Origin of the sequence: Pseudomonas sp. Bout1 (genome assembly GCF_034314165.1) — a bacterium.
Lineage (GTDB): Bacteria > Pseudomonadota > Gammaproteobacteria > Pseudomonadales > Pseudomonadaceae > Aquipseudomonas.
The window spans coordinates 1,042,539-1,059,207 of record NZ_JAVIWK010000001.1 but is presented as its reverse complement, the minus strand read 5'-3'; the positions used below and the strand labels follow the sequence as shown (position 1 = coordinate 1,059,207).

The window sequence follows — 16,669 nt, the reverse complement described above, 5'->3', positions numbered from 1 at the left end:
GGGGTGGATGGGTGGATGGGTGGAGTGTCAGGCACGGGGCTTGTGGTCACAATAAACACGGTTGAGGGTGAATGGTGCGCGATAAGGCTGGGGGATGATTGGCGTCCCCGGTCAAATGTGGGAGCTGGCTTGCCTGCGATGGCATCGCCTCTGTGTAACTGAAAGACCGAGTCGCCTGCATCGCCGGCAAGCCAGCTCCTACAGAAAAGCCGCTCTGCTTTGGTTTTTGATCTGGCTTCCAACACTCAGGCCGGCCTGTAGGCCGCTGTGTTCTTGATCTTGCTTTTGATCTGACTGCCCCATTCAGCCCGAGGCCGAACGCAGGGATTGAGGAGCGGGTAAACCGGCAGGACGCCGGTTTAGCCGCGACGGGCCAGGGACGGGCCGTCGCGGCGGCCCGCGGAGCAATGCCTTCGTTCGGGCACACCGAGCCTAAGCGAGGTGCCGACAGGCGGGGCAGAGCGTTTTGGTTACTTTGCCGCTTTTGCAAAGTGACTCGCTGTAAGAGCGAAACCATAAGAAGCCGTTACCGAAGCAACGGATATGTACTCAACCCCAATCAAGAATAAGCCACCCGAGCAGTCCCAACCCCAAGCCCGTCCCGAAACGCCAAATAATGCTTCAACACCTGCACCGGCGCCTCAATCTGCGGATAGTGCCCAATATTGGCCAACACCACCGTATCCGCATGCGGCACCAACTCACGATAACGCTGAACCATATGCCCCCCGGAAATCGGATCAACCTCCCCATCGATCACCCGCAACGCTACCTCCCCCCGCTGCATCGCCGCCACCCACCGATCCCGCTGCTGCCGACGCTGAGGAATGTACGTAATCAACTTGTGCAAAATCCGCGGCCCCTCCTGGCTCTCGATCAAACTCCAAAAATCATCCAGCGCACTTTCACTCGGCCGAGTCGCCGGCCCGAAAATCTGCCCGAAACTGTTGGCCAGCGCATTACGCCCAAACGCCCGCCCAATCATCCATCCCAGCGGGCTGAGTAACAGCTTTTGCACCAAAGCCGGACGATGAGTTTCAGGAAACAACCCACCATTGAGAAACACACAACTGGCCATCTGAAACAGCCCTTCGTAATGCCGCGCCAACAATTCCTGGGCGACGCTGTCCCCATAATCGTGGGCCAACACATGCACCGGCTGCCGCACCCAAAGATGCTCCAGCAGCGCCTGCTGCAAATCCGCCTGTTCCAGCAGGCAGTAGGCATGGTCCAGCGGCTTGGCCGAATCGCCAAACCCCAGCATGTCGCAGGCAATTACCTGATAGCGCTGCGCCAACGGTTGCCAGAGGTAATGCCAATCCCAACTGGCGGTGGGGAAACCATGGATCAGCAGCAACGGCTCGCCCTGCCCCGCCACCCAGTAACGAATGGTATGGCCACGAAACTCGAAGCTCTGGGCGCGTTGGCGCCAGATGCGCAGCGGGATCTCGGCGAGTGGCATCAGCTTTTATACCCGGGGTCGAGTGCATCGAGCTTGCGCAGCAAGGCCGGCCACGCGAGCGCACCGCCCATGCCTTGGGCGCTTTTGGTAACCCCGGCGATCATCGCCCGGGCACCGGCCAATATCGGTGGTGCGATGCTGATCAACTCGGCGCCACCGTTCTGCGCCAGCACTTGGATATCGCAGGTGCGCTGGAAAGTGAACATCATCAAGAAGGTATCGGCAATGGTGCCACCGCAGGTCAGCAGACCGTGGTTATGCAGCATCAGGAAATTATTGTCGCCAAGGTCGGCCTGCAAGCGGGCCTTTTCCTCGTGGTTCAGCGCCACACCTTCGTAAGCGTGATAGGCCAGGCTGGACAACACGAACAAGGATTGCTGGCTGATGGGCAACACGCCCTGCTTTTGCGCCGAAACGGCGATGCCGGAAGCCGTATGGGTGTGCAGCACGCAAACCACGTCATGCCGCACTTCGTGTACCGCACTGTGGATGGTGTAACCCGCCGGGTTGACCTCATAGGGACTGGCCATCAGCTTGTTGCCGGCCTGGTCGACCTTCACCAGGCTCGATGCTGTGATCTCGTGAAACATCAGCCCGTAGGGGTTGATCAGGAAGTCTTCGGTGCCCGGTACCTTGGCCGAAATGTGGGTGAAAATCAGGTCGTCCCAACCGTGCATCGCTACCAGGCGGTAGCACGCGGCAAGGTCGACGCGGGTCTGCCATTCGGCAGCGCTGACCTGATCTTTTACGCTGTGTGTCGATTGAACAGTGGCTAGGCTCACGGCAATGACCTCCTTGGCGCGTTTTATTATTATTTTTTTGGGTGAAGGGCCAGTCTAATCAGACCAACAGGCCGCCGTAGTTGCATTGGCAGCCAGCTTGATGACCGAGCGGGTCAGTCCTGAGAATAGTTCGAAATTGTTCAAATGGCGTCAGAGAAGCGACGCCAGTAAAGGTGCGGCGAACAAGTTGAGCAACCCGGTGAGCACCATCACCAGGCCCGCCACCGAGCCTTCCTCGCCGCCCACTTCATGGGCCCGGCTCACACCCGCACCGTGGGCGCCCACGCCAAACAATGCGCCGCGCGCCAGAGGCGTGCGCAGCGGCAACCACTTAAGCAGCACGCCGCCGAGCATGGCGCCAAATACGCCGGTGAACATCACGAACACGGCCGTCAGTTCCGGCACGCCGCCCAGGTCCGACGACACGGGCATGGCGAATGGGGTGGTGATCGAACGGGGCACCAAAGACATCGTCACCGAACTGTCCAGCGCCAAAGCCTTGGCCAGGCCATAGGAGGTGGCGATGGAGGCCGCGCTGCCCGCCACCATCCCCAGCAACAGGGCGGACCAGTGACGCATCAGCAATTGACGCTGTTGCCAGATCGGAATCGCAAACGCCACGGTCACCGGGCCCAGCACCAGCATCAGCCAGTGGGTGTCGGTGGAGTATTCGGCGTAGGCGGTTTTCATCGGCACGGCCACCGCCAGCAACAGTGCGGGCACTAAAATCAGTGGCGATAGCAGGTAGCGCCCGGTGCGCCGGTAGATCCAGCGGCTGAAGCCGTAGGCCCCAAGGGTCAGCGCCAGCCAGAACATCGGCATCAGTTCAAGCTTCATGGCGCAGCTTCCAGCGGCAGACGAACTCCACGGTAAACGCGGTTACCAGCATGACCGACAAGGTGCTGAAACCGATTACCAGCATGATCCTCCAGCCGTCGTGGCGTACCAGGCCGCCGTAGTCCAGGAGGCTCATCAGGGCAGGAATAAAGAACAGCAACATCTCCGCCATCAGGACACCGGCCCCCAGTTGCAGGGCCGCCGGCTTCACCAGGCCGGTGGCGAAGGTCAGCAGCAATAGGCCCAGGCCGACCACACCTCCGGGGATGGGCCAACTCAGCCAGGCAGCGAATTCGCAACCGAGAAAGTAAATAGCCAGCAGTACGACCAGTTCAGCCAGCAACCGAGCGACGCGTTTGAAGGTGAAACGTTTCATGAGCTTTGGGTCCTCGCGAGGTTCCCATTTTAAAGAGGCCCGTGGCATCCCCACAGCGAATTGTTAGACTGCAAGCCATTCCTAAATGGAATCAGGCCGATGGAATTCAAACAGCTGCGCAGCTTTGTCGAAGTGATCCACCGCGGTGGCTTTACCCAAGCGGGCAAAACCTTACACATCAGCCAGTCTGCCGTCAGCAAGCAGGTGGCCCAGCTCGAACAAAGCCTGGGCACGCCACTGCTGGATCGCCTGGGTTCACAGATTCGCCTGACGGCTGCCGGCCAGGTGGTGCTGCAACGGGCAGAGGCCATGCTGCGCCAGCAAGCCGAGTTGCTCAGTGAACTGGATGACTTGAACCAACTGACCCGTGGCGAGCTGCGCATGGGCCTGCCGCAACTGGGCGGCGATACGTTGTTCGCCGGGCTGTTTGCCGAATATCGCCGGCGCTACCCGAATGTCACGATTCAATTGCTCGAAGGTGGCAGCCGCAATATCGAACAGGCGATCTTGAGCGGGGAACTGGAGGTGGGCGGCAGCCTGATGCCCAGCGACCCGGCATTCGCCTGGCAGGCGTTTTGTGATGAACCGCTGGACGCGCTGCTGCCGATGGACCATCCGTTGGCCGATAACGCGCAGATCCGCCTTGAGGAGCTGGCCGATACGCCGTTCCTGATGTATCAGCGCAGCTTTGTGCTGAATGACCGCTTGCTACAAGCTTGTCAACAAGTGGGCTTTACCCCGAAGGAAAGCGGGCGCAGCGGCCAGGCGGATTTTCTCGCAGCATTGGTGGCCGCCGGCCAGGGCGTGGTGTTGCTGCCCAGCGTGGTCGCCAGGGGCCTGGTGCGGCCCGGGGTGGTGCGCCTCACGCTCAAGGCGCCGGAATACCTGCGCTGGGACATCGCCTTTATCTGGCGTGAGGGCGCCTACCTGTCGAAAGCTGCGCAGGCCTGGCTCGCGTTATTGCGCGAGTTTCCGGTCAACCGCGCAGTGCAGTGACCAGCTCGGCCAGCCACGGTTCGGCGTCGGCCTCCGGGGTTACGCTTTCGCTGGCGTCCAGGCGCAGCATCGGCAGCACTTCACGTACGCCCAACTCGGCAAACAGCTCGCGCATTTGTTCACCGCCACCGCAGAAGGTGTCGCCATAACTCGCGTCGCCCAGGCCGATCACCGCGCCCGGCAGCCCGCGCCAGGCAGCCGGCAGCTGGTCGCGAATGGTCGAGTACAGGGGCTGCAGGTTGTCGGGCAATTCGCCCATGCCGGTGGTAGAGGTCACGGCCAGGAAAGCTTCGGGCGCGAAGCCCTGCACGTCGGCCAGGGTGGCGCGCGGGTTGTGCCAGGCGTCGAAACCGGCAGCGTTGAGAATGCTTGCAGCGTGACGGGCGACTTCTTCAGCCGTGCCGTACACCGAGCCGGAAAGGATGGCGACTTTCATCAATCTGATCCTGTAACTGACTAAAAGCCTGGGATATTAACAGCTGGGTCAAGTGGACAGGCGCCCGGCATGTCTTAAACTGCAAATTCCCAAGACAAGCCATGGACCGCTCAATGATTAATGCCAAGCTGATGCAACTGGTGATCAACGCTTCCAACGATGGCATCGTTATCGCCGAGCGCGAGGGCAAGGACAAGCCATTGATCTACGTAAACCCGGCGTTCGAGCGCATGACCGGCTACACCCTCGACGAAATCCTCTACCAGGACTGCCGCTTCATGCAGTCCGGTGACCGTGACCAGCCTGGGCTGATGGCGGTCCGCGAAGCCCTGGAGAGCGGCGGCTCCTGCCGGGAAATCCTGCGCAACTACCGCAAGGACGGCACGCATTTCTGGAATGAGCTGTCGTTATCAACGGTTTACAACCCGGCCGACAGGCAGACTTATTTTGTGGGGGTGCAGAAGGAGGTGACCGCTCAGGTCAAGGCCCAGCAGCGCGTCGCGCATCTGGAAGCCCAGTTGGCAGACCTCAAGGCAGAGCTTGCAGCACTCAAGGCGACGAGCGGATATAACAAAAACTAGAAAATGCGGTCTTTAGAGAGATAATGGCATTTTAACACCTCACCTCTTGAGCAAGATCAATGCAACGCGACGCGCTTTTGACGCAGGACGAGCTGGATTTTATTCAGACCATGCACCATAACCCGCAACTCAACGTGCGGGATGCGTCGTCGAGCCTCACGGTAAATGGCGGTGCGCAGATCCGTGACTTGCTTACCCGCCTCGCCGCCCAAGACCATGTCACGCTGCAGGCACAATTCGACAACCAGCAAATGACTTTTCCGCTGCAATTGGTGGAAGACGAGTTTCATGCCGTGCATTTGCGCCTGGGTGTACCCAGTATCTTCGAAGACGGGCCAATGATTCGCCCCTGGCGCCTGGCGCTTGAAGAGCCGGTGCCACTGGAAAACATCAAGGGGCAGCCGGGAGCACTGTGGGTGCATGAGGTGTCGTTCAAGGGGTTACTGGTGGAGATTCGCGGGCGGATCAAGGCGCCCCGAACCTTCTCCCTGTGGTTCAGCCCCTCCGGCTACGAGCGCATCGCCGTGCGTGGCACCCTGGAGCGGGAAAACGCACGAGGCCTGTTCGCCTATCGCCTAAGCCAGAATGATGTGGATGAGACCGAGCGCCTGCGCCAGTTCATCCTGCAGCAACACCGGCTGTTTCACCCCGAGGTCCACACCTGACGTCAGGTATCGAGGCCGCCACGCAAAAACTGCTGCAGACGGCGTTGCATCAATCGTCCTTCATTGCCCAGGCAACCGACGGTCGACCCCTCCAACTGGTCGTAGGCCAATTCCGACGCATCCCCAGCCAGCATCAACGGGCAATCCAGGGTCAGGGCCAGCCGCTCAAGGCGCCGCGACAGGTCGAGGGTGGGCGAATGATTGGAGAACACCACCAGCGCTTGTGGCTTGGTTTTTTCACAGATTAGCGTCAACTCATCAATCGGTTGGCCCACGCTCAGGATCTTGACCGCCAACTCATCACTGCTCATCAGCAGCCCTGCCACCAGCAATTCCAGCTCGCGGCATTCTCCCGCGACGGCGGCCAGCAGCACCCGCGGTGCCGCCGAAGCACAGGCGATTTGCAGGCGTTTCCAGGTGCGGCTGCGCAAGAATCCATCAAAAAACAACCACTCGCTGGTTTGGCCAAAAAGCCCCTGGTGGCGCAACAGCTGCTGCCAGAGAGGCATCAGGATGTCCTGGAAAACCACCGCGACCGGGTAGGCGGAGAAAATCTGGCCATACAACCGGTCCAGTTGCCGGTCGTCAAAGGCCGCGATGGCCGTTCGCATTTGCTGCTGCCATTGGCTCCATTCATATTCCGCACCGGCTGGCGCGCCGGCCGTTGTTTCAGCCTGCTGATCACCACGGGCGAGGATTTTGCCGACCTTGCTCACCGCTACGCCGCGTTCTATCCAGTCAAGAATGCGATGAACGGTCTCGATATCGGTGCGTGAATACAAGCGGTGCCCGCTTTCAGTGCGAATCGGCTGGATCAGCCCGTAACGACGCTCCCAGGCGCGCAAGGTAACGGGGTTGATGCCTGTCAATCTTGCCACTTCCCGAATCGGGAACAGCTCACCGCAATCGGCTGGATTGCAAAGCGTCGTATCAGGGAGAGGAGCAGTCATTACGGACATCAGCGCACTAAAAACACCGTGAAAAACTTGGATCCCATTTAACGCCCATAAACCTGTCCGTTTCAAGGCCTACGGCAACCCGACCAATGCCGCTGGCGTATTTTTTCAAAACAGGAATAATCCTTGCCTGTTTTTTCAACGTGGCTGCTTACCCCGCAGCTTCGTTCGTGCGCCGCCTACCCGGCCCAGCGCACCTGATCCTTATGGAGATACACAATGTCTACCTCCCCTGTCACCCTGATGGTTGCGCGCCGCGTGGCCACGGGTCGTTATGAAGAGTTGATGGCTTGGCTGCGCGAAGGCGAGCAATTGGCCACGGACTTCCCCGGCTACCTGGGATCCGGCGTGCTTGCACCGCCACCCAACGATGATGAATTCCAGATTATTTTCCGCTTCGCCGACGAAAAGACCCTGCATGCGTGGGAGTTTTCCGCGTCCCGTGGCGCATGGCTCGGGCGTGGCAGTGAGCTGTTTGCTGCGCCGTCGGAGCATCGTGTACGCGGTATAGACGGCTGGTTCGGCGCCGCCGCCGCACGACCGCCACGCTGGAAACAAGCCGTGGCCATCTGGCTGGCGTTTTTCCCGGTGTCGCTGCTGTTCAATTTTGGCCTTGAGCCGCTGCTCGCCGAGTTGGGTTTACTCACCCGAGTACTGGTCAGCACCCTCGCGCTTACGCCGTTGATGGTTTACTTCTTTATTCCGTTGTCGACCCACCTGCTGGCCGGTTGGCTGCACCCGGCGCCGGCTCGGGTAAAGGTCACCGAAGCCGCTGCGTGAGTACAAGGGAGGCCGCGCGCTGGTATAGTTTTGGCCTGCCCGCGATACGAGCCTCCCATGTCTTCAACTCCCGCCCCGATCCTGATCACCGGTGCCGGCCAGCGTGTCGGCCTGCATTGCGCCTTGCGCCTGCTGGACGAAGGGCAGCCGGTGATTTTCAGCTACCGCAGTGAACGTCCCGGCGTGCAGGCCTTGCGCGAGCGCGGTGCGACTGGCGTGTTTGCTGACTTTTCCAGCGAGGCCGGCATTCTTGCGTTCATCGACGAGCTGAAGAAGCACACCCAAAGCCTGCGGGCGATCATCCATAATGCCTCGGCCTGGGAAGCGGAAACGCCTGGCGACGAGAGCCGCGCCTTTGCCGACATGTTCAGCGTGCACATGCTTGCGCCATACCTGATCAACCTGCATTGTGCGCACTTGCTGCAACGCTCCACGCCTGCGGATATCGTGCACATCAGCGATGACGTGACCCGCAAGGGCAGCCGCCAGCACATTGCCTACTGCGCCACCAAGGCCGGGCTCGACAGCCTGACTTTGTCGTTTGCCGCGCAACTGGCACCGGATATCAAGGTGAACGGCATTGCCCCGGCGATGGTGATGTTTAACGAGGGCGACGACGCGGCCTACCGCGCAAAAGTCCTGGCCAAGGCGGCACTGGGCATCGAACCCGGGCCCGAGGTGATTTACCAGAGCGTGCGTTACCTGCTGGATAACCCGTATATCACCGGTACCACCCTGACCGTCAACGGCGGGCGGCATATCAAGTAAGCCGTTTGCGAGGATGTTGTATGACTTTATCCCTGCCCCACCACTACCGCGAGATCCTCAAGGGCCTGGGTGAAGACCCCGAGCGTGAAGGTTTGCTCGACACCCCCAAGCGTGCCGCCAAGGCCATGCAGTACTTGTGTCATGGCTATGAACAGAACCTGGAAGAAATCGTCAACGGTGCACTGTTTGCCTCCGACAACGACGAGATGGTGATCCTCAAGGACATCGAGCTGTATTCGATGTGCGAACATCATCTGCTGCCCTTTATCGGCAAAGCCCATGTGGCCTATATTCCGACCGGCAAGGTGCTCGGCCTGTCGAAGCTGGCGCGCATCGTCGACATGTTTGCCCGGCGCCTGCAGATCCAGGAAAATCTCACCCGGGAAATCGCCGATGCCATCCAGGCGGTGACCCAGGCGGCCGGCGTGGCGGTGGTTATCGAAGCCAGACACATGTGCATGATGATGCGCGGAGTGGAAAAACAGAATTCAACCATGAACACCTCGGTGATGCTCGGCGCTTTCCGCGACTCGAACACCACGCGCATGGAGTTTCTGCAATTGATTGGACGGAGCAAGTAGCAATGCCACAACTTCAGCCAGGCATGGCGCGCATCCGGGTCAAAGACCTGTGCCTGCGCACGTTTATCGGGATCAACGAGGATGAAATCCTCAACAAGCAGGATGTGTTGATCAACCTGACCATCCTGTATGCCGCCCAGGAAGCCGTACGTGACAACGACATCGACCACGCATTGAACTATCGCACCATCACCAAGGCCATCATCGCCCACGTGGAAGGCAACCGCTTTGCCCTGCTGGAGCGCCTGACCCAGGAGATCCTCGACCTGGTGATGGGCAACACGTCGGTGCTGTACGCCGAAGTCGAAGTCGACAAACCCCATGCGTTGCGTTTTGCCGAGTCGGTGTCGATCACCCTGGCGGCCAGTCGCTAACCCTTAATTTGCAGTGAGCACCATGAACGACCAACAACGCCTCGAACTTGAAGCCGCCGCCTTCCGCCGGCTGGTGGCCCACCTGGACAGCCGCAAGGATGTGCAGAACATCGACCTGATGAACCTCTCGGGCTTCTGCCGCAACTGCTTGTCCAAGTGGTACAAGGCCGAGGCCGACGAGCGCCAGATCGAGTTGAGCCTGGATGACGCCCGTGAAGTGGTGTACGGCATGCCGTACGCGCAGTGGAAAGCCCAATACCAGCAAGAAGCCAGTGCCGAACAGCAAGCGGCATTCGCCAAAGGAAAAACCCATGACTGACCTGAACACCCTGCGCGCCAGCCTCAACAGCGGCGAACATGTCTTTGCCGACACCCTGGCCTTTGTGGCCGCCGGTTACGATTACCAGCCACAAGCCTTCAGCAACGCCAGCGTGGAAAATGCTGCCGGGCAGAACGAAGGTTCATGCAAGACCCTGGGCCTGGCGTTGCTGGAAGGCTTGAGCGACCAGGAGGCGCTGTTGGCGTTTGGCGAGCATTACCGTTCGGTGCTGGCCACACCTGAAGGCAGTGACCACGGCAATATTCGTGCGCTGATCGAGCACGGGTTGGCAGGTGTGAAGTTCACTCAGCAGCCGTTGACGCGCCGCTGATTCAATTTGATAACCCGGTTTAATGTGGGAGCTGGCTTGCCTGCGATAGCGGTGTGTCAGCCAACGCCGCTATCGCAGGCAAGCCAGCTCCCACAGTGATTGGGTTACCCAGTTGAGATAGCGCTGAATCATCAAATCCCGCGCATAAAAAAACCGGCCTCACAGCCGGTTTTTTTGTTTCTACGGTTTAGAACGCAGCGTCTTTCAAACCGTCGAGGTAACGCTCGGCATCCAGTGCCGCCATGCAGCCAGCGCCGGCGGAGGTGATCGCCTGGCGGTAGACGTGGTCGGCCACGTCACCGGCCGCGAAGATACCTTCGATGTTGGTAGCAGTTGCATTGCCTTCACGGCCGCCCTGCACAATCAGGTAGCCGTCTTTGGCATCCAGTACGCCTTCGAACAACGAGGTGTTCGGGGTGTGGCCGATGGCGATGAACACGCCATCAACGGTCAGTTCGTCGAAGCTGCCGTCGTTGTTTTTCAGGCGAGCACCGGTCACGCCCATGTTGTCGCCCAGGACTTCATCCAGGGTGGCGTTGAGCTTGAGGATGATCTTGCCTTCAGCCACACGGGCATGCAGCTTGTCGATCAGGATCTTCTCGGCGCGGAAGGTCTCGCGGCGGTGAACCAGGGTCACGGTGCTGGCGATATTGGCCAGGTACAGCGCCTCTTCCACGGCGGTGTTGCCGCCACCGACCACAGCCACCGGTTTGTTGCGGTAGAAAAAACCGTCGCAGGTCGCGCAGGCGGAAACGCCCTTGCCCATGAACGCTTCTTCCGACGGCAGGCCCAGGTAACGGGCGCTGGCGCCAGTGGCGATGATCAGCGCGTCACAGGTGTACACGCCGCTGTCGCCGGTCAGGCTGTAAGGCTTCTTGGAGAAGTCGACCTTGTTGATGTGATCAAACACGATTTCGGTTTCGAAGCGCTCGGCGTGTTCTTTCATGCGTTCCATCAACACCGGGCCGGTCAGGCCGTGGACGTCGCCCGGCCAGTTGTCGACTTCGGTGGTGGTGGTCAACTGACCGCCCGCTTGCATGCCGGTGATCAGCAGAGGCTTGAGGTTGGCCCGGGCAGCGTAGACGGCAGCGCTGTAACCGGCAGGGCCGGAACCGAGAATAATCACTCGCGAATGACGGGTATCAGACATGACTCACTCCTATCGACCGCCCGGACTACAGAACGGCTGGAATAAAAAAGGACCGCGAAGCACTTGGGGAAGGCTTGAACTCGCAGATCCTGAAAATAATGGGTGCAGCGTATAGAGGGAGGCAAGATTAAGGAAATACGGAATAACAATCCAGCTCATAGGTGGTCTCTATCCCATGCCCTCTATTAATCGACACCTTTGTTACCGTTAATGTCGTGATGCCGGCCGTGCTTTCCCGTGTCTCGCAAAGCCGGTAAGGTCGGCGCGTTCGCCCCATTGCCCGGAGTTATCCATGCCCGCCCCCGTTCTTTCAGGCCCACAGTACCTGCGCGAAGGTCTCAAACTGGTACTCAGCCCCGGCCTGCGGCTGTTTGTGCTGCTGCCGCTGGCAATCAACCTGATACTGTTCGTCGGGTTGATCTACTTCGCCGGCCATCAGTTCAGCCTGTGGGTCGACACACTGATGCCGACATTGCCGAGCTGGTTGAGCTTCCTCAATTACCTGTTGTGGCCTTTGTTCGTGGTGCTGGTGGTGCTGATGGTGTTTTTCACCTTCACCATGCTCGCCAACATCATCGCCGCGCCCTTTAACGGTTTCCTTTCGGAAAAAGTCGAAGTAGTGGTACGCGGTACCGATGATTTCCCGGCGTTCAGCTGGGGTGAGCTGGCAGCCATGGTGCCGCGTACCCTGGCCCGGGAAATGCGCAAGCTGGGCTATTTCCTGCCCCGCGCTATCGGCCTGTTTATCCTGTCGTTCATCCCGGTGGTCAACCTGGTGGCCGCGCCGCTGTGGCTGCTGTTTGGCGTGTGGATGATGGCAATCCAGTACATCGACTACCCGGCAGACAACCACAAGCTGGGCTGGAACGAAATGCTCGCCTGGCTGCGCCAGAAGCGCTGGCAGAGCATGAGTTTTGGCGGCGTCGTTTACCTGGTGCTGCTGGTGCCGGTGGTCAACCTGCTGATGATGCCGGCGGCAGTCGCCGGGGCCACGTTGTTCTGGGTGCGTGAACAAGGCGCCGAGGCGATGGCCGTCACCAAAGCCTGAGCCGTCACAAATCCATCATCCGAAAGACACAATGACGACATGGCCCGCGCCGACACTGTGGGTCATGACGACAGCTTCGCTCCACATCACCCTGATCACCGAAACCTTCCCGCCAGAGATCAACGGGGTGGCCAATACCCTTGGCCGCCTGTGTGACGGTTTGCGCGCGCGTGGGCATCAAGTCGAACTGGTTCGCCCACGCCAGGGCTGCGACCAGAGCCGGCCCAGTGACGACGGCCTGATGCTCTGCCGCGGCTGGCCACTGCCGGGCTATCCGGGGCTGCAATGGGGCCAGTCGTCGATGCACAAATTACTGCGGCGCTGGACCCGCCAGCGTCCGGATGTGCTGTATATCGCCACGGAAGGCCCGCTGGGTTTGTCGGCGTTACGCGCGGCACGGCGCCTGGGGATCAGCGTGGTGAGCGGCTTTCATACCAACTTCCAGCAGTATTCCAGCCAGTACGGGCTGGGCATGTTGAGCCGGGTGCTGACCCACTACCTGCGCTGGTTCCATAACCGTTCGGCCTTGACCCTGGTGCCCAGCGCCAGCCAGCGCCTGGAGCTGGAGCGGCGCCATTTCGAGCGCCTGGGCATGCTCGCCCGGGGCGTCGACAGCCAGTTGTTTCACCCAGCCAAGCGCGACAATGCGCTGCGGGAAAGCTGGGCATTGAACAGTGACCAGATCGCGGTGCTGCACGTGGGCCGCCTGGCCCAGGAAAAAAACCTCGGGCTGCTCAAGCGCTGCTTTGAAACGCTGCAGGGCATGTATCCACTGCGCCAGATGAAACTGATCATCGTCGGCGATGGCCCACAACGGGCGATGCTCGAAAAGGAACTGCCGGAGGCGATTTTCTGCGGGACTCTGCGCGGTGAAGAACTGGCCCGGCATTATGCGTCCGGGGATCTGTTCCTGTTCCCCAGCCTGACTGAAACCTTCGGCAACGTGGTGCTGGAAGCCATGGCTTCAGGGTTGGGTGTGGTGGCGTACGACCAGGCGGCCGCCACCCAGCACATTCGCCATGGCTACAGCGGCGTGCTGGCGATGCCGGGGGATGAGGAAGCGTTTTGCGATGCGGCCAATTGGCTGCTGGAAGAGCGCGAGAGTCTAAGGCGGGTGCGGCTCAATGCCCGGCAACACGCCAGCCGTCAGGGTTGGCCGGCGATTATCGAGCAGTTTGAGCGGCAGTTACGCGGTGTGTGTGGCGAGCAGCCGGTGATTGCAGGGGCATCACGTTTGATCTGACGCCGGTGTTGGCTGTCAGATCGCTATCGCGGGCAAGCCCGGCTCCCACAGTGGGTCGCATTCCAATGTGGGAGCAAGCCGGGCTTGCCCGCGATAGCGTCAGACCAGGCGCGACTTACACCAACGTCGTCAACGCCTCACGACTGAACGGCAGGATGTCGCCTTCACGGCCTTCGCGGACCTTCAGCGCCCAGTCCGGATCCACCAGCAGCGCACGGCCCACGGCAACCAGATCAAACTCGTCGTTGTTAAGGCGCTCCAGCAGGTTTTCCAGGCTGGCGGGTTGCGCGACCTTGTCGGTGTTGACCATGAACTGCAGGAACTCGCCGTCCAGGCCGACGCTGCCCACAGTGATGGTTGGCTTGCCGGTGAGCTTGCGGGTCCAGCCCGCCAGGTTCAGCTCGGAGCCTTCGAATTCCGGCTCCCAGAAACGGCGGGTGGAGCAGTGGAAAATATCCACGCCGGCGTCAGACAACGGCTTGAGGAATTCACCCAACGCTTCGGGGGTTTGCACCAGGCGCGCGGTGTAGTCCTGCTGTTTCCACTGGGAGAAACGCAGGATGATCGGAAAGTCCGGGCCCACGGCGGCGCGGATGGCCTGGATCAATTCAATGGCGAAGCGCGAGCGGTTGGCCAGGCTGCCGCCGTATTCGTCGGTGCGCTGGTTGGTGCCTTCCCAGAAGAACTGGTCTACCAGGTAACCGTGGGCGCCGTGGATTTCCACGCCGTCCATGCCGATGCTCTGGGCATCCTTGGCGGCTTGGGCGAACGCGGCGATCACATCCTGGATATCTTGCACGGTCATGCCGTGGACGACGACGTTGCCGTCCTTGAGTTTTTCGGTCGGGCCGTAGGCCGGCACGCTGGCGTCCGGCTCGGTGCCGATACGCCGTACGCTGCCCACGTGCCACAGTTGCGGGACGATCTTGCCGCCTTCGGCGTGGACCGCGTCGACCACTTTCTTCCAGCCGGCCAGGGCGGCTTCACCATAGAAATGCGGGACGTTCGGATAGCCGTTGGAGGCCGGGTGACCGACCACGGTGCCTTCGGTGATGATCAGGCCTACGCCCGCGGCAGCGCGGCGGCGGTAGTACTCGATCACTTTGGAGTTGGGCACCCCGCCCGGGGAGAACGAACGGGTCATCGGCGCCATTACCACGCGGCTGGGCAGTTGCAGTGCGCCGAGCTGGAACGGTTTGAACAAGGCTTGGACAGGCATGGGAGCACTCCACACAGAAAGGAATTTATGATGTGGATAATATGGAGTACGCAGCGTGCTGGATAGCACTATTGATTGGGGTGATTAAGGGGTAAAAGCGGGAAGACTTTGGTGATTGGCTTTGTGGTGAGGGGGCTTGTCCTGTGGTGAGGGGGCTTGTCCCCCGCTGGGATGCGTAGCGGCCCCAAAAAAAGCGGGAGCGCTTCGCACTCCAGCGGGGGACAAGCCCCCTCACCACAGGACAAGCCCCCTCACCACAGGACAAGCCCCCTCACCACAGGACAAGCACCCTCACCACAGGGCAAGCCCCCTCACCACGGGACAAGCACCTCACCACAGGGCAAGCGCTCTCAGCTCAAGGCTTTTTCGATCGCCTGCACGATGGCAGGGTCATCAGGCGACGTACGCGGCGAGAAACGCGCCAGCACCCGGCCGTCTTTGCCCAGCAGGAATTTTTCAAAGTTCCAAGTGATGTCCCCCGGGAACTCGGCGCCCTCGCCCGCCAGCAATCGATACAGTTGGTGGCGATCGTGGCCATTCACTTCAAGCTTGCTGCCCAAAGGAAAGGTCACGCCGTAGTTGAGGCTGCAAAATTCCTGGATTTCTTGCTCGGTGCCCGGCTCCTGCCCGGCAAATTGATTGCACGGCAGCCCGAGTACGGTGAAACCCTGCTCCTTGTATTGCTGATAGAGGTTTTCCAGCGCAGCGTACTGTGGGGTCAGACCACATTTGGAGGCGACGTTGACCACCAGCACGACTTTCCCCTTGAAGGGCGCCAGAGGCAGCTCCTGACCATTGAGGCCAGTCAGTTTAAGGTCGTGGAAAGCACTCATGACGAACTCCAGATATCCCATGTTCTTTGTAACGGCCCTTCGAGATTACAGCCGCCAAGTCGGCAAGAATAGCCGCCAAATGAAAAAGGCGCCCGAAGGCGCCTTTTTCCAACTGACAGAGCATCGCGCCGTCAATTAATGGTGGTGACCACCTTCGCCGTGCACGTGGCCATGGGCCACTTCTTCCTGGGAAGCGTCACGGATAGCGACGATCTTCACTTGGAAGGTCAGGCGCTGGCCAGCCAGCGGGTGGTTGCCGTCGACGGTCACGTCGTCGCCGTCCAGGTCACGGATGGTGACGATCTGCATCTGGCCGTCCGGAGCGGAAGCGTGGAACTGCATGCCCACTTCCAGCTCGTCGACGCCTTCGAACATGCTGCGGCTCAGGGTGCTGACCAGTTCGGCTGCGTACTCGCCGTAGGCATCTTCAGGTTCTACGGCAACGGTCAGTTCGTCACCGACCTCTTTGCCTTCCAGGGCCTTTTCCAGGCCCGGGATGATGTTACCTGCACCTTGCAGGTAGACCAGCGGCGCGCCGCCGGCAGAACTGTCGATGACCTCACCAGCGTCGTTGGTCAGGGTATAGTCAATGGAGACAGCCTTATTGGCGGCGATCGGCATGGGGCGAGACCTTTGCAAAAGAATGAAGAACGGACAAGTCTAAACAAGGATTTGCCCGAAAGCGAACACAACCCGGACGGACGGGGTCGAACAACTGACCCGACGGTCGCAGGATTTCACCAGGATGAAGACCAGCACTGGGTCGTCGAGCTTTCCTGCGGCCACACCCAGCACCTGCGCCACCAGCCACCCTGGCAATCCCGGGCCTGGGTCACGGACCCGGCGCAACGCCTTGAAAAAATAGGCCAACCCTTTGCTTGTGGCTGGTGTGCGCAAGGCTCAGATAAAGATAACCTTGGCACCTGATTCCC

At 60.3% G+C, this 16,669-nt stretch carries 21 protein-coding genes and 1 pseudogene; 12 read left to right on the top strand and 10 right to left on the bottom strand.

Annotation, left to right across the window (positions count from 1 at the left end; all coding sequences use genetic code 11):
• Positions 1 to 559: 559 nt before the first annotated feature.
• The 4 genes from RGV33_RS04720 to RGV33_RS04705 all read right to left on the bottom strand — a co-directional run bounded on the left by RGV33_RS04720 (position 560) and on the right by RGV33_RS04705 (position 3,457).
• Positions 560 to 1,462 (bottom strand): alpha/beta hydrolase, encoded by a 903-nt coding sequence (locus tag RGV33_RS04720; RefSeq protein ID WP_322143288.1) that lies wholly within the window; start codon positions 1,460 to 1,462, stop codon positions 560 to 562.
• Entirely contained in the window at positions 1,462 to 2,244 is a 783-nt protein-coding gene (locus tag RGV33_RS04715) for a class II aldolase/adducin family protein (RefSeq protein WP_322143287.1), read from the bottom strand. Before RGV33_RS04715 ends, RGV33_RS04720 begins: the two co-directional genes overlap by 1 nt.
• Positions 2,245 to 2,394: 150 nt before the next feature.
• The gene (locus RGV33_RS04710; RefSeq protein WP_017476029.1) at positions 2,395 to 3,081 is read right to left on the bottom strand and encodes an LrgB family protein; all 687 of its coding nucleotides are present in this window, start codon (positions 3,079 to 3,081) and stop codon (positions 2,395 to 2,397) included.
• Positions 3,071 to 3,457: a CidA/LrgA family protein gene (locus RGV33_RS04705; protein WP_322143286.1), complete on the bottom strand. Its 387-nt coding sequence runs from the start codon at positions 3,455 to 3,457 to the stop codon at positions 3,071 to 3,073. The genes RGV33_RS04710 and RGV33_RS04705 overlap by 11 nt, the downstream gene beginning before the upstream one ends.
• A gap of 99 nt (positions 3,458 to 3,556) precedes the next feature.
• Between RGV33_RS04705 and RGV33_RS04700 the strand changes: the two genes are divergently transcribed.
• Complete coding sequence (locus RGV33_RS04700) at positions 3,557 to 4,453, top strand: LysR substrate-binding domain-containing protein (RefSeq protein WP_322143285.1); 897 nt, start codon at positions 3,557 to 3,559, stop codon at positions 4,451 to 4,453.
• Here RGV33_RS04700 and RGV33_RS04695 read toward each other — a convergent pair.
• Positions 4,434 to 4,889 carry a flavodoxin gene (locus tag RGV33_RS04695; protein WP_010176981.1) on the bottom strand — a complete coding sequence of 152 codons (456 nt, stop codon included), beginning with the start codon at positions 4,887 to 4,889 and terminating at the stop codon, positions 4,434 to 4,436. The two genes, RGV33_RS04700 and RGV33_RS04695, sit on opposite strands and share 20 nt — an antisense overlap.
• Before the next feature lie 113 nt (positions 4,890 to 5,002).
• Between RGV33_RS04695 and RGV33_RS04690 the strand changes: the two genes are divergently transcribed.
• The gene (locus RGV33_RS04690) at positions 5,003 to 5,470 is read left to right on the top strand and encodes a PAS domain S-box protein (RefSeq protein ID WP_322143284.1); all 468 of its coding nucleotides are present in this window, start codon (positions 5,003 to 5,005) and stop codon (positions 5,468 to 5,470) included.
• Between the two features lie 59 nt (positions 5,471 to 5,529).
• Entirely contained in the window at positions 5,530 to 6,135 is a 606-nt protein-coding gene (locus RGV33_RS04685; RefSeq protein WP_322143283.1) for a hypothetical protein, read from the top strand.
• Positions 6,136 to 6,137: 2 nt separating this feature from the next.
• Here RGV33_RS04685 and RGV33_RS04680 read toward each other — a convergent pair whose 3' ends face one another.
• A complete protein-coding gene (locus RGV33_RS04680) occupies positions 6,138 to 7,094 on the bottom strand; it encodes a MerR family transcriptional regulator (RefSeq protein WP_416152058.1) in 957 nt (318 codons plus the stop codon).
• A 216-nt stretch (positions 7,095 to 7,310) separates the two neighbouring features.
• Here RGV33_RS04680 and RGV33_RS04675 point away from each other — a divergent pair, with 216 nt between their 5' ends.
• Genes RGV33_RS04675 through RGV33_RS04650 form a run of 6 tightly spaced genes read left to right on the top strand, consistent with a single transcriptional unit; the run spans position 7,311 to position 10,244 of the window.
• Positions 7,311 to 7,871 carry an antibiotic biosynthesis monooxygenase gene (locus tag RGV33_RS04675; protein ID WP_322143281.1) on the top strand — a complete coding sequence of 187 codons (561 nt, stop codon included), beginning with the start codon at positions 7,311 to 7,313 and terminating at the stop codon, positions 7,869 to 7,871.
• A gap of 57 nt (positions 7,872 to 7,928) precedes the next feature.
• On the top strand, positions 7,929 to 8,639 hold the full coding sequence (gene folM / locus RGV33_RS04670; protein ID WP_322143280.1) for a dihydromonapterin reductase: 711 nt from the start codon (positions 7,929 to 7,931) through the stop codon (positions 8,637 to 8,639).
• A gap of 20 nt (positions 8,640 to 8,659) precedes the next feature.
• On the top strand, positions 8,660 to 9,220 hold the full coding sequence (gene folE, locus RGV33_RS04665) for a GTP cyclohydrolase I FolE (RefSeq protein ID WP_322143279.1): 561 nt from the start codon (positions 8,660 to 8,662) through the stop codon (positions 9,218 to 9,220).
• A 2-nt stretch (positions 9,221 to 9,222) separates the two neighbouring features.
• Positions 9,223 to 9,594 carry a dihydroneopterin triphosphate 2'-epimerase gene (folX, locus tag RGV33_RS04660; protein ID WP_322143278.1) on the top strand — a complete coding sequence of 124 codons (372 nt, stop codon included), beginning with the start codon at positions 9,223 to 9,225 and terminating at the stop codon, positions 9,592 to 9,594.
• A 22-nt stretch (positions 9,595 to 9,616) separates the two neighbouring features.
• Positions 9,617 to 9,913: a DUF1244 domain-containing protein gene (locus tag RGV33_RS04655; protein WP_322143277.1), complete on the top strand. Its 297-nt coding sequence runs from the start codon at positions 9,617 to 9,619 to the stop codon at positions 9,911 to 9,913.
• Positions 9,906 to 10,244 (top strand): HopJ type III effector protein, encoded by a 339-nt coding sequence (locus RGV33_RS04650; RefSeq protein WP_322143276.1) that lies wholly within the window; start codon positions 9,906 to 9,908, stop codon positions 10,242 to 10,244. Before RGV33_RS04655 ends, RGV33_RS04650 begins: the two co-directional genes overlap by 8 nt.
• Positions 10,245 to 10,431: 187 nt before the next feature.
• Here RGV33_RS04650 and trxB read toward each other — a convergent pair whose 3' ends face one another.
• Complete coding sequence (gene trxB / locus RGV33_RS04645) at positions 10,432 to 11,394, bottom strand: thioredoxin-disulfide reductase (protein ID WP_322143275.1); 963 nt, start codon at positions 11,392 to 11,394, stop codon at positions 10,432 to 10,434.
• Between the two features lie 292 nt (positions 11,395 to 11,686).
• Between trxB and cysZ the strand changes: the two genes are divergently transcribed.
• On the top strand, positions 11,687 to 12,442 hold the full coding sequence (gene cysZ, locus RGV33_RS04640) for a sulfate transporter CysZ (RefSeq protein ID WP_322143274.1): 756 nt from the start codon (positions 11,687 to 11,689) through the stop codon (positions 12,440 to 12,442).
• Positions 12,443 to 12,506: 64 nt separating this feature from the next.
• A complete protein-coding gene (locus RGV33_RS04635) occupies positions 12,507 to 13,685 on the top strand; it encodes a glycosyltransferase family 1 protein (protein WP_322143273.1) in 1,179 nt (392 codons plus the stop codon).
• Positions 13,686 to 13,800: 115 nt separating this feature from the next.
• Here the strand turns inward: RGV33_RS04635 and RGV33_RS04630 are convergent, their stop codons facing one another.
• From RGV33_RS04630 to RGV33_RS04620, 3 genes are all read right to left on the bottom strand, one after another.
• A complete protein-coding gene (locus RGV33_RS04630; protein WP_322143272.1) occupies positions 13,801 to 14,904 on the bottom strand; it encodes an NADH:flavin oxidoreductase in 1,104 nt (367 codons plus the stop codon).
• 350 nt (positions 14,905 to 15,254) lie between these two features.
• Positions 15,255 to 15,737: a glutathione peroxidase gene (locus RGV33_RS04625; RefSeq protein ID WP_322143271.1), complete on the bottom strand. Its 483-nt coding sequence runs from the start codon at positions 15,735 to 15,737 to the stop codon at positions 15,255 to 15,257.
• Between the two features lie 135 nt (positions 15,738 to 15,872).
• Positions 15,873 to 16,358: a peptidylprolyl isomerase gene (locus RGV33_RS04620; RefSeq protein WP_322143270.1), complete on the bottom strand. Its 486-nt coding sequence runs from the start codon at positions 16,356 to 16,358 to the stop codon at positions 15,873 to 15,875.
• On the opposite strand from RGV33_RS04620, the pseudogene RGV33_RS04615 reads away from it, so the two are divergent.
• Positions 16,327 to 16,664 (top strand): annotated as a pseudogene (locus RGV33_RS04615) (DUF3565 domain-containing protein). The gene RGV33_RS04620 and the pseudogene RGV33_RS04615 sit on opposite strands and share 32 nt — an antisense overlap.
• The last annotated feature ends 5 nt before the right edge of the window (positions 16,665 to 16,669 follow it).

Coding starts and splice junctions, on each gene's coding strand:
- RGV33_RS04720 (WP_322143288.1), bottom strand. CDS start 1,462: ATGCCACTCGCCGAGATCCCGCTGCGCATCTGGCGCCAACGCGCCCAG.
- RGV33_RS04710 (WP_017476029.1), bottom strand. CDS start 3,081: ATGAAGCTTGAACTGATGCCGATGTTCTGGCTGGCGCTGACCCTTGGG.
- RGV33_RS04705 (WP_322143286.1), bottom strand. CDS start 3,457: ATGAAACGTTTCACCTTCAAACGCGTCGCTCGGTTGCTGGCTGAACTG.
- RGV33_RS04700 (WP_322143285.1), top strand. CDS start 3,557: ATGGAATTCAAACAGCTGCGCAGCTTTGTCGAAGTGATCCACCGCGGT.
- RGV33_RS04695 (WP_010176981.1), bottom strand. CDS start 4,889: ATGAAAGTCGCCATCCTTTCCGGCTCGGTGTACGGCACGGCTGAAGAA.
- RGV33_RS04690 (WP_322143284.1), top strand. CDS start 5,003: ATGATTAATGCCAAGCTGATGCAACTGGTGATCAACGCTTCCAACGAT.
- RGV33_RS04685 (WP_322143283.1), top strand. CDS start 5,530: ATGCAACGCGACGCGCTTTTGACGCAGGACGAGCTGGATTTTATTCAG.
- RGV33_RS04680 (WP_416152058.1), bottom strand. CDS start 7,094: ATGTCCGTAATGACTGCTCCTCTCCCTGATACGACGCTTTGCAATCCA.
- RGV33_RS04675 (WP_322143281.1), top strand. CDS start 7,311: ATGTCTACCTCCCCTGTCACCCTGATGGTTGCGCGCCGCGTGGCCACG.
- folM (WP_322143280.1), top strand. CDS start 7,929: ATGTCTTCAACTCCCGCCCCGATCCTGATCACCGGTGCCGGCCAGCGT.
- folE (WP_322143279.1), top strand. CDS start 8,660: ATGACTTTATCCCTGCCCCACCACTACCGCGAGATCCTCAAGGGCCTG.
- folX (WP_322143278.1), top strand. CDS start 9,223: ATGCCACAACTTCAGCCAGGCATGGCGCGCATCCGGGTCAAAGACCTG.
- RGV33_RS04655 (WP_322143277.1), top strand. CDS start 9,617: ATGAACGACCAACAACGCCTCGAACTTGAAGCCGCCGCCTTCCGCCGG.
- RGV33_RS04650 (WP_322143276.1), top strand. CDS start 9,906: ATGACTGACCTGAACACCCTGCGCGCCAGCCTCAACAGCGGCGAACAT.
- trxB (WP_322143275.1), bottom strand. CDS start 11,394: ATGTCTGATACCCGTCATTCGCGAGTGATTATTCTCGGTTCCGGCCCT.
- cysZ (WP_322143274.1), top strand. CDS start 11,687: ATGCCCGCCCCCGTTCTTTCAGGCCCACAGTACCTGCGCGAAGGTCTC.
- RGV33_RS04635 (WP_322143273.1), top strand. CDS start 12,507: ATGACGACAGCTTCGCTCCACATCACCCTGATCACCGAAACCTTCCCG.
- RGV33_RS04630 (WP_322143272.1), bottom strand. CDS start 14,904: ATGCCTGTCCAAGCCTTGTTCAAACCGTTCCAGCTCGGCGCACTGCAA.
- RGV33_RS04625 (WP_322143271.1), bottom strand. CDS start 15,737: ATGAGTGCTTTCCACGACCTTAAACTGACTGGCCTCAATGGTCAGGAG.
- RGV33_RS04620 (WP_322143270.1), bottom strand. CDS start 16,358: ATGCCGATCGCCGCCAATAAGGCTGTCTCCATTGACTATACCCTGACC.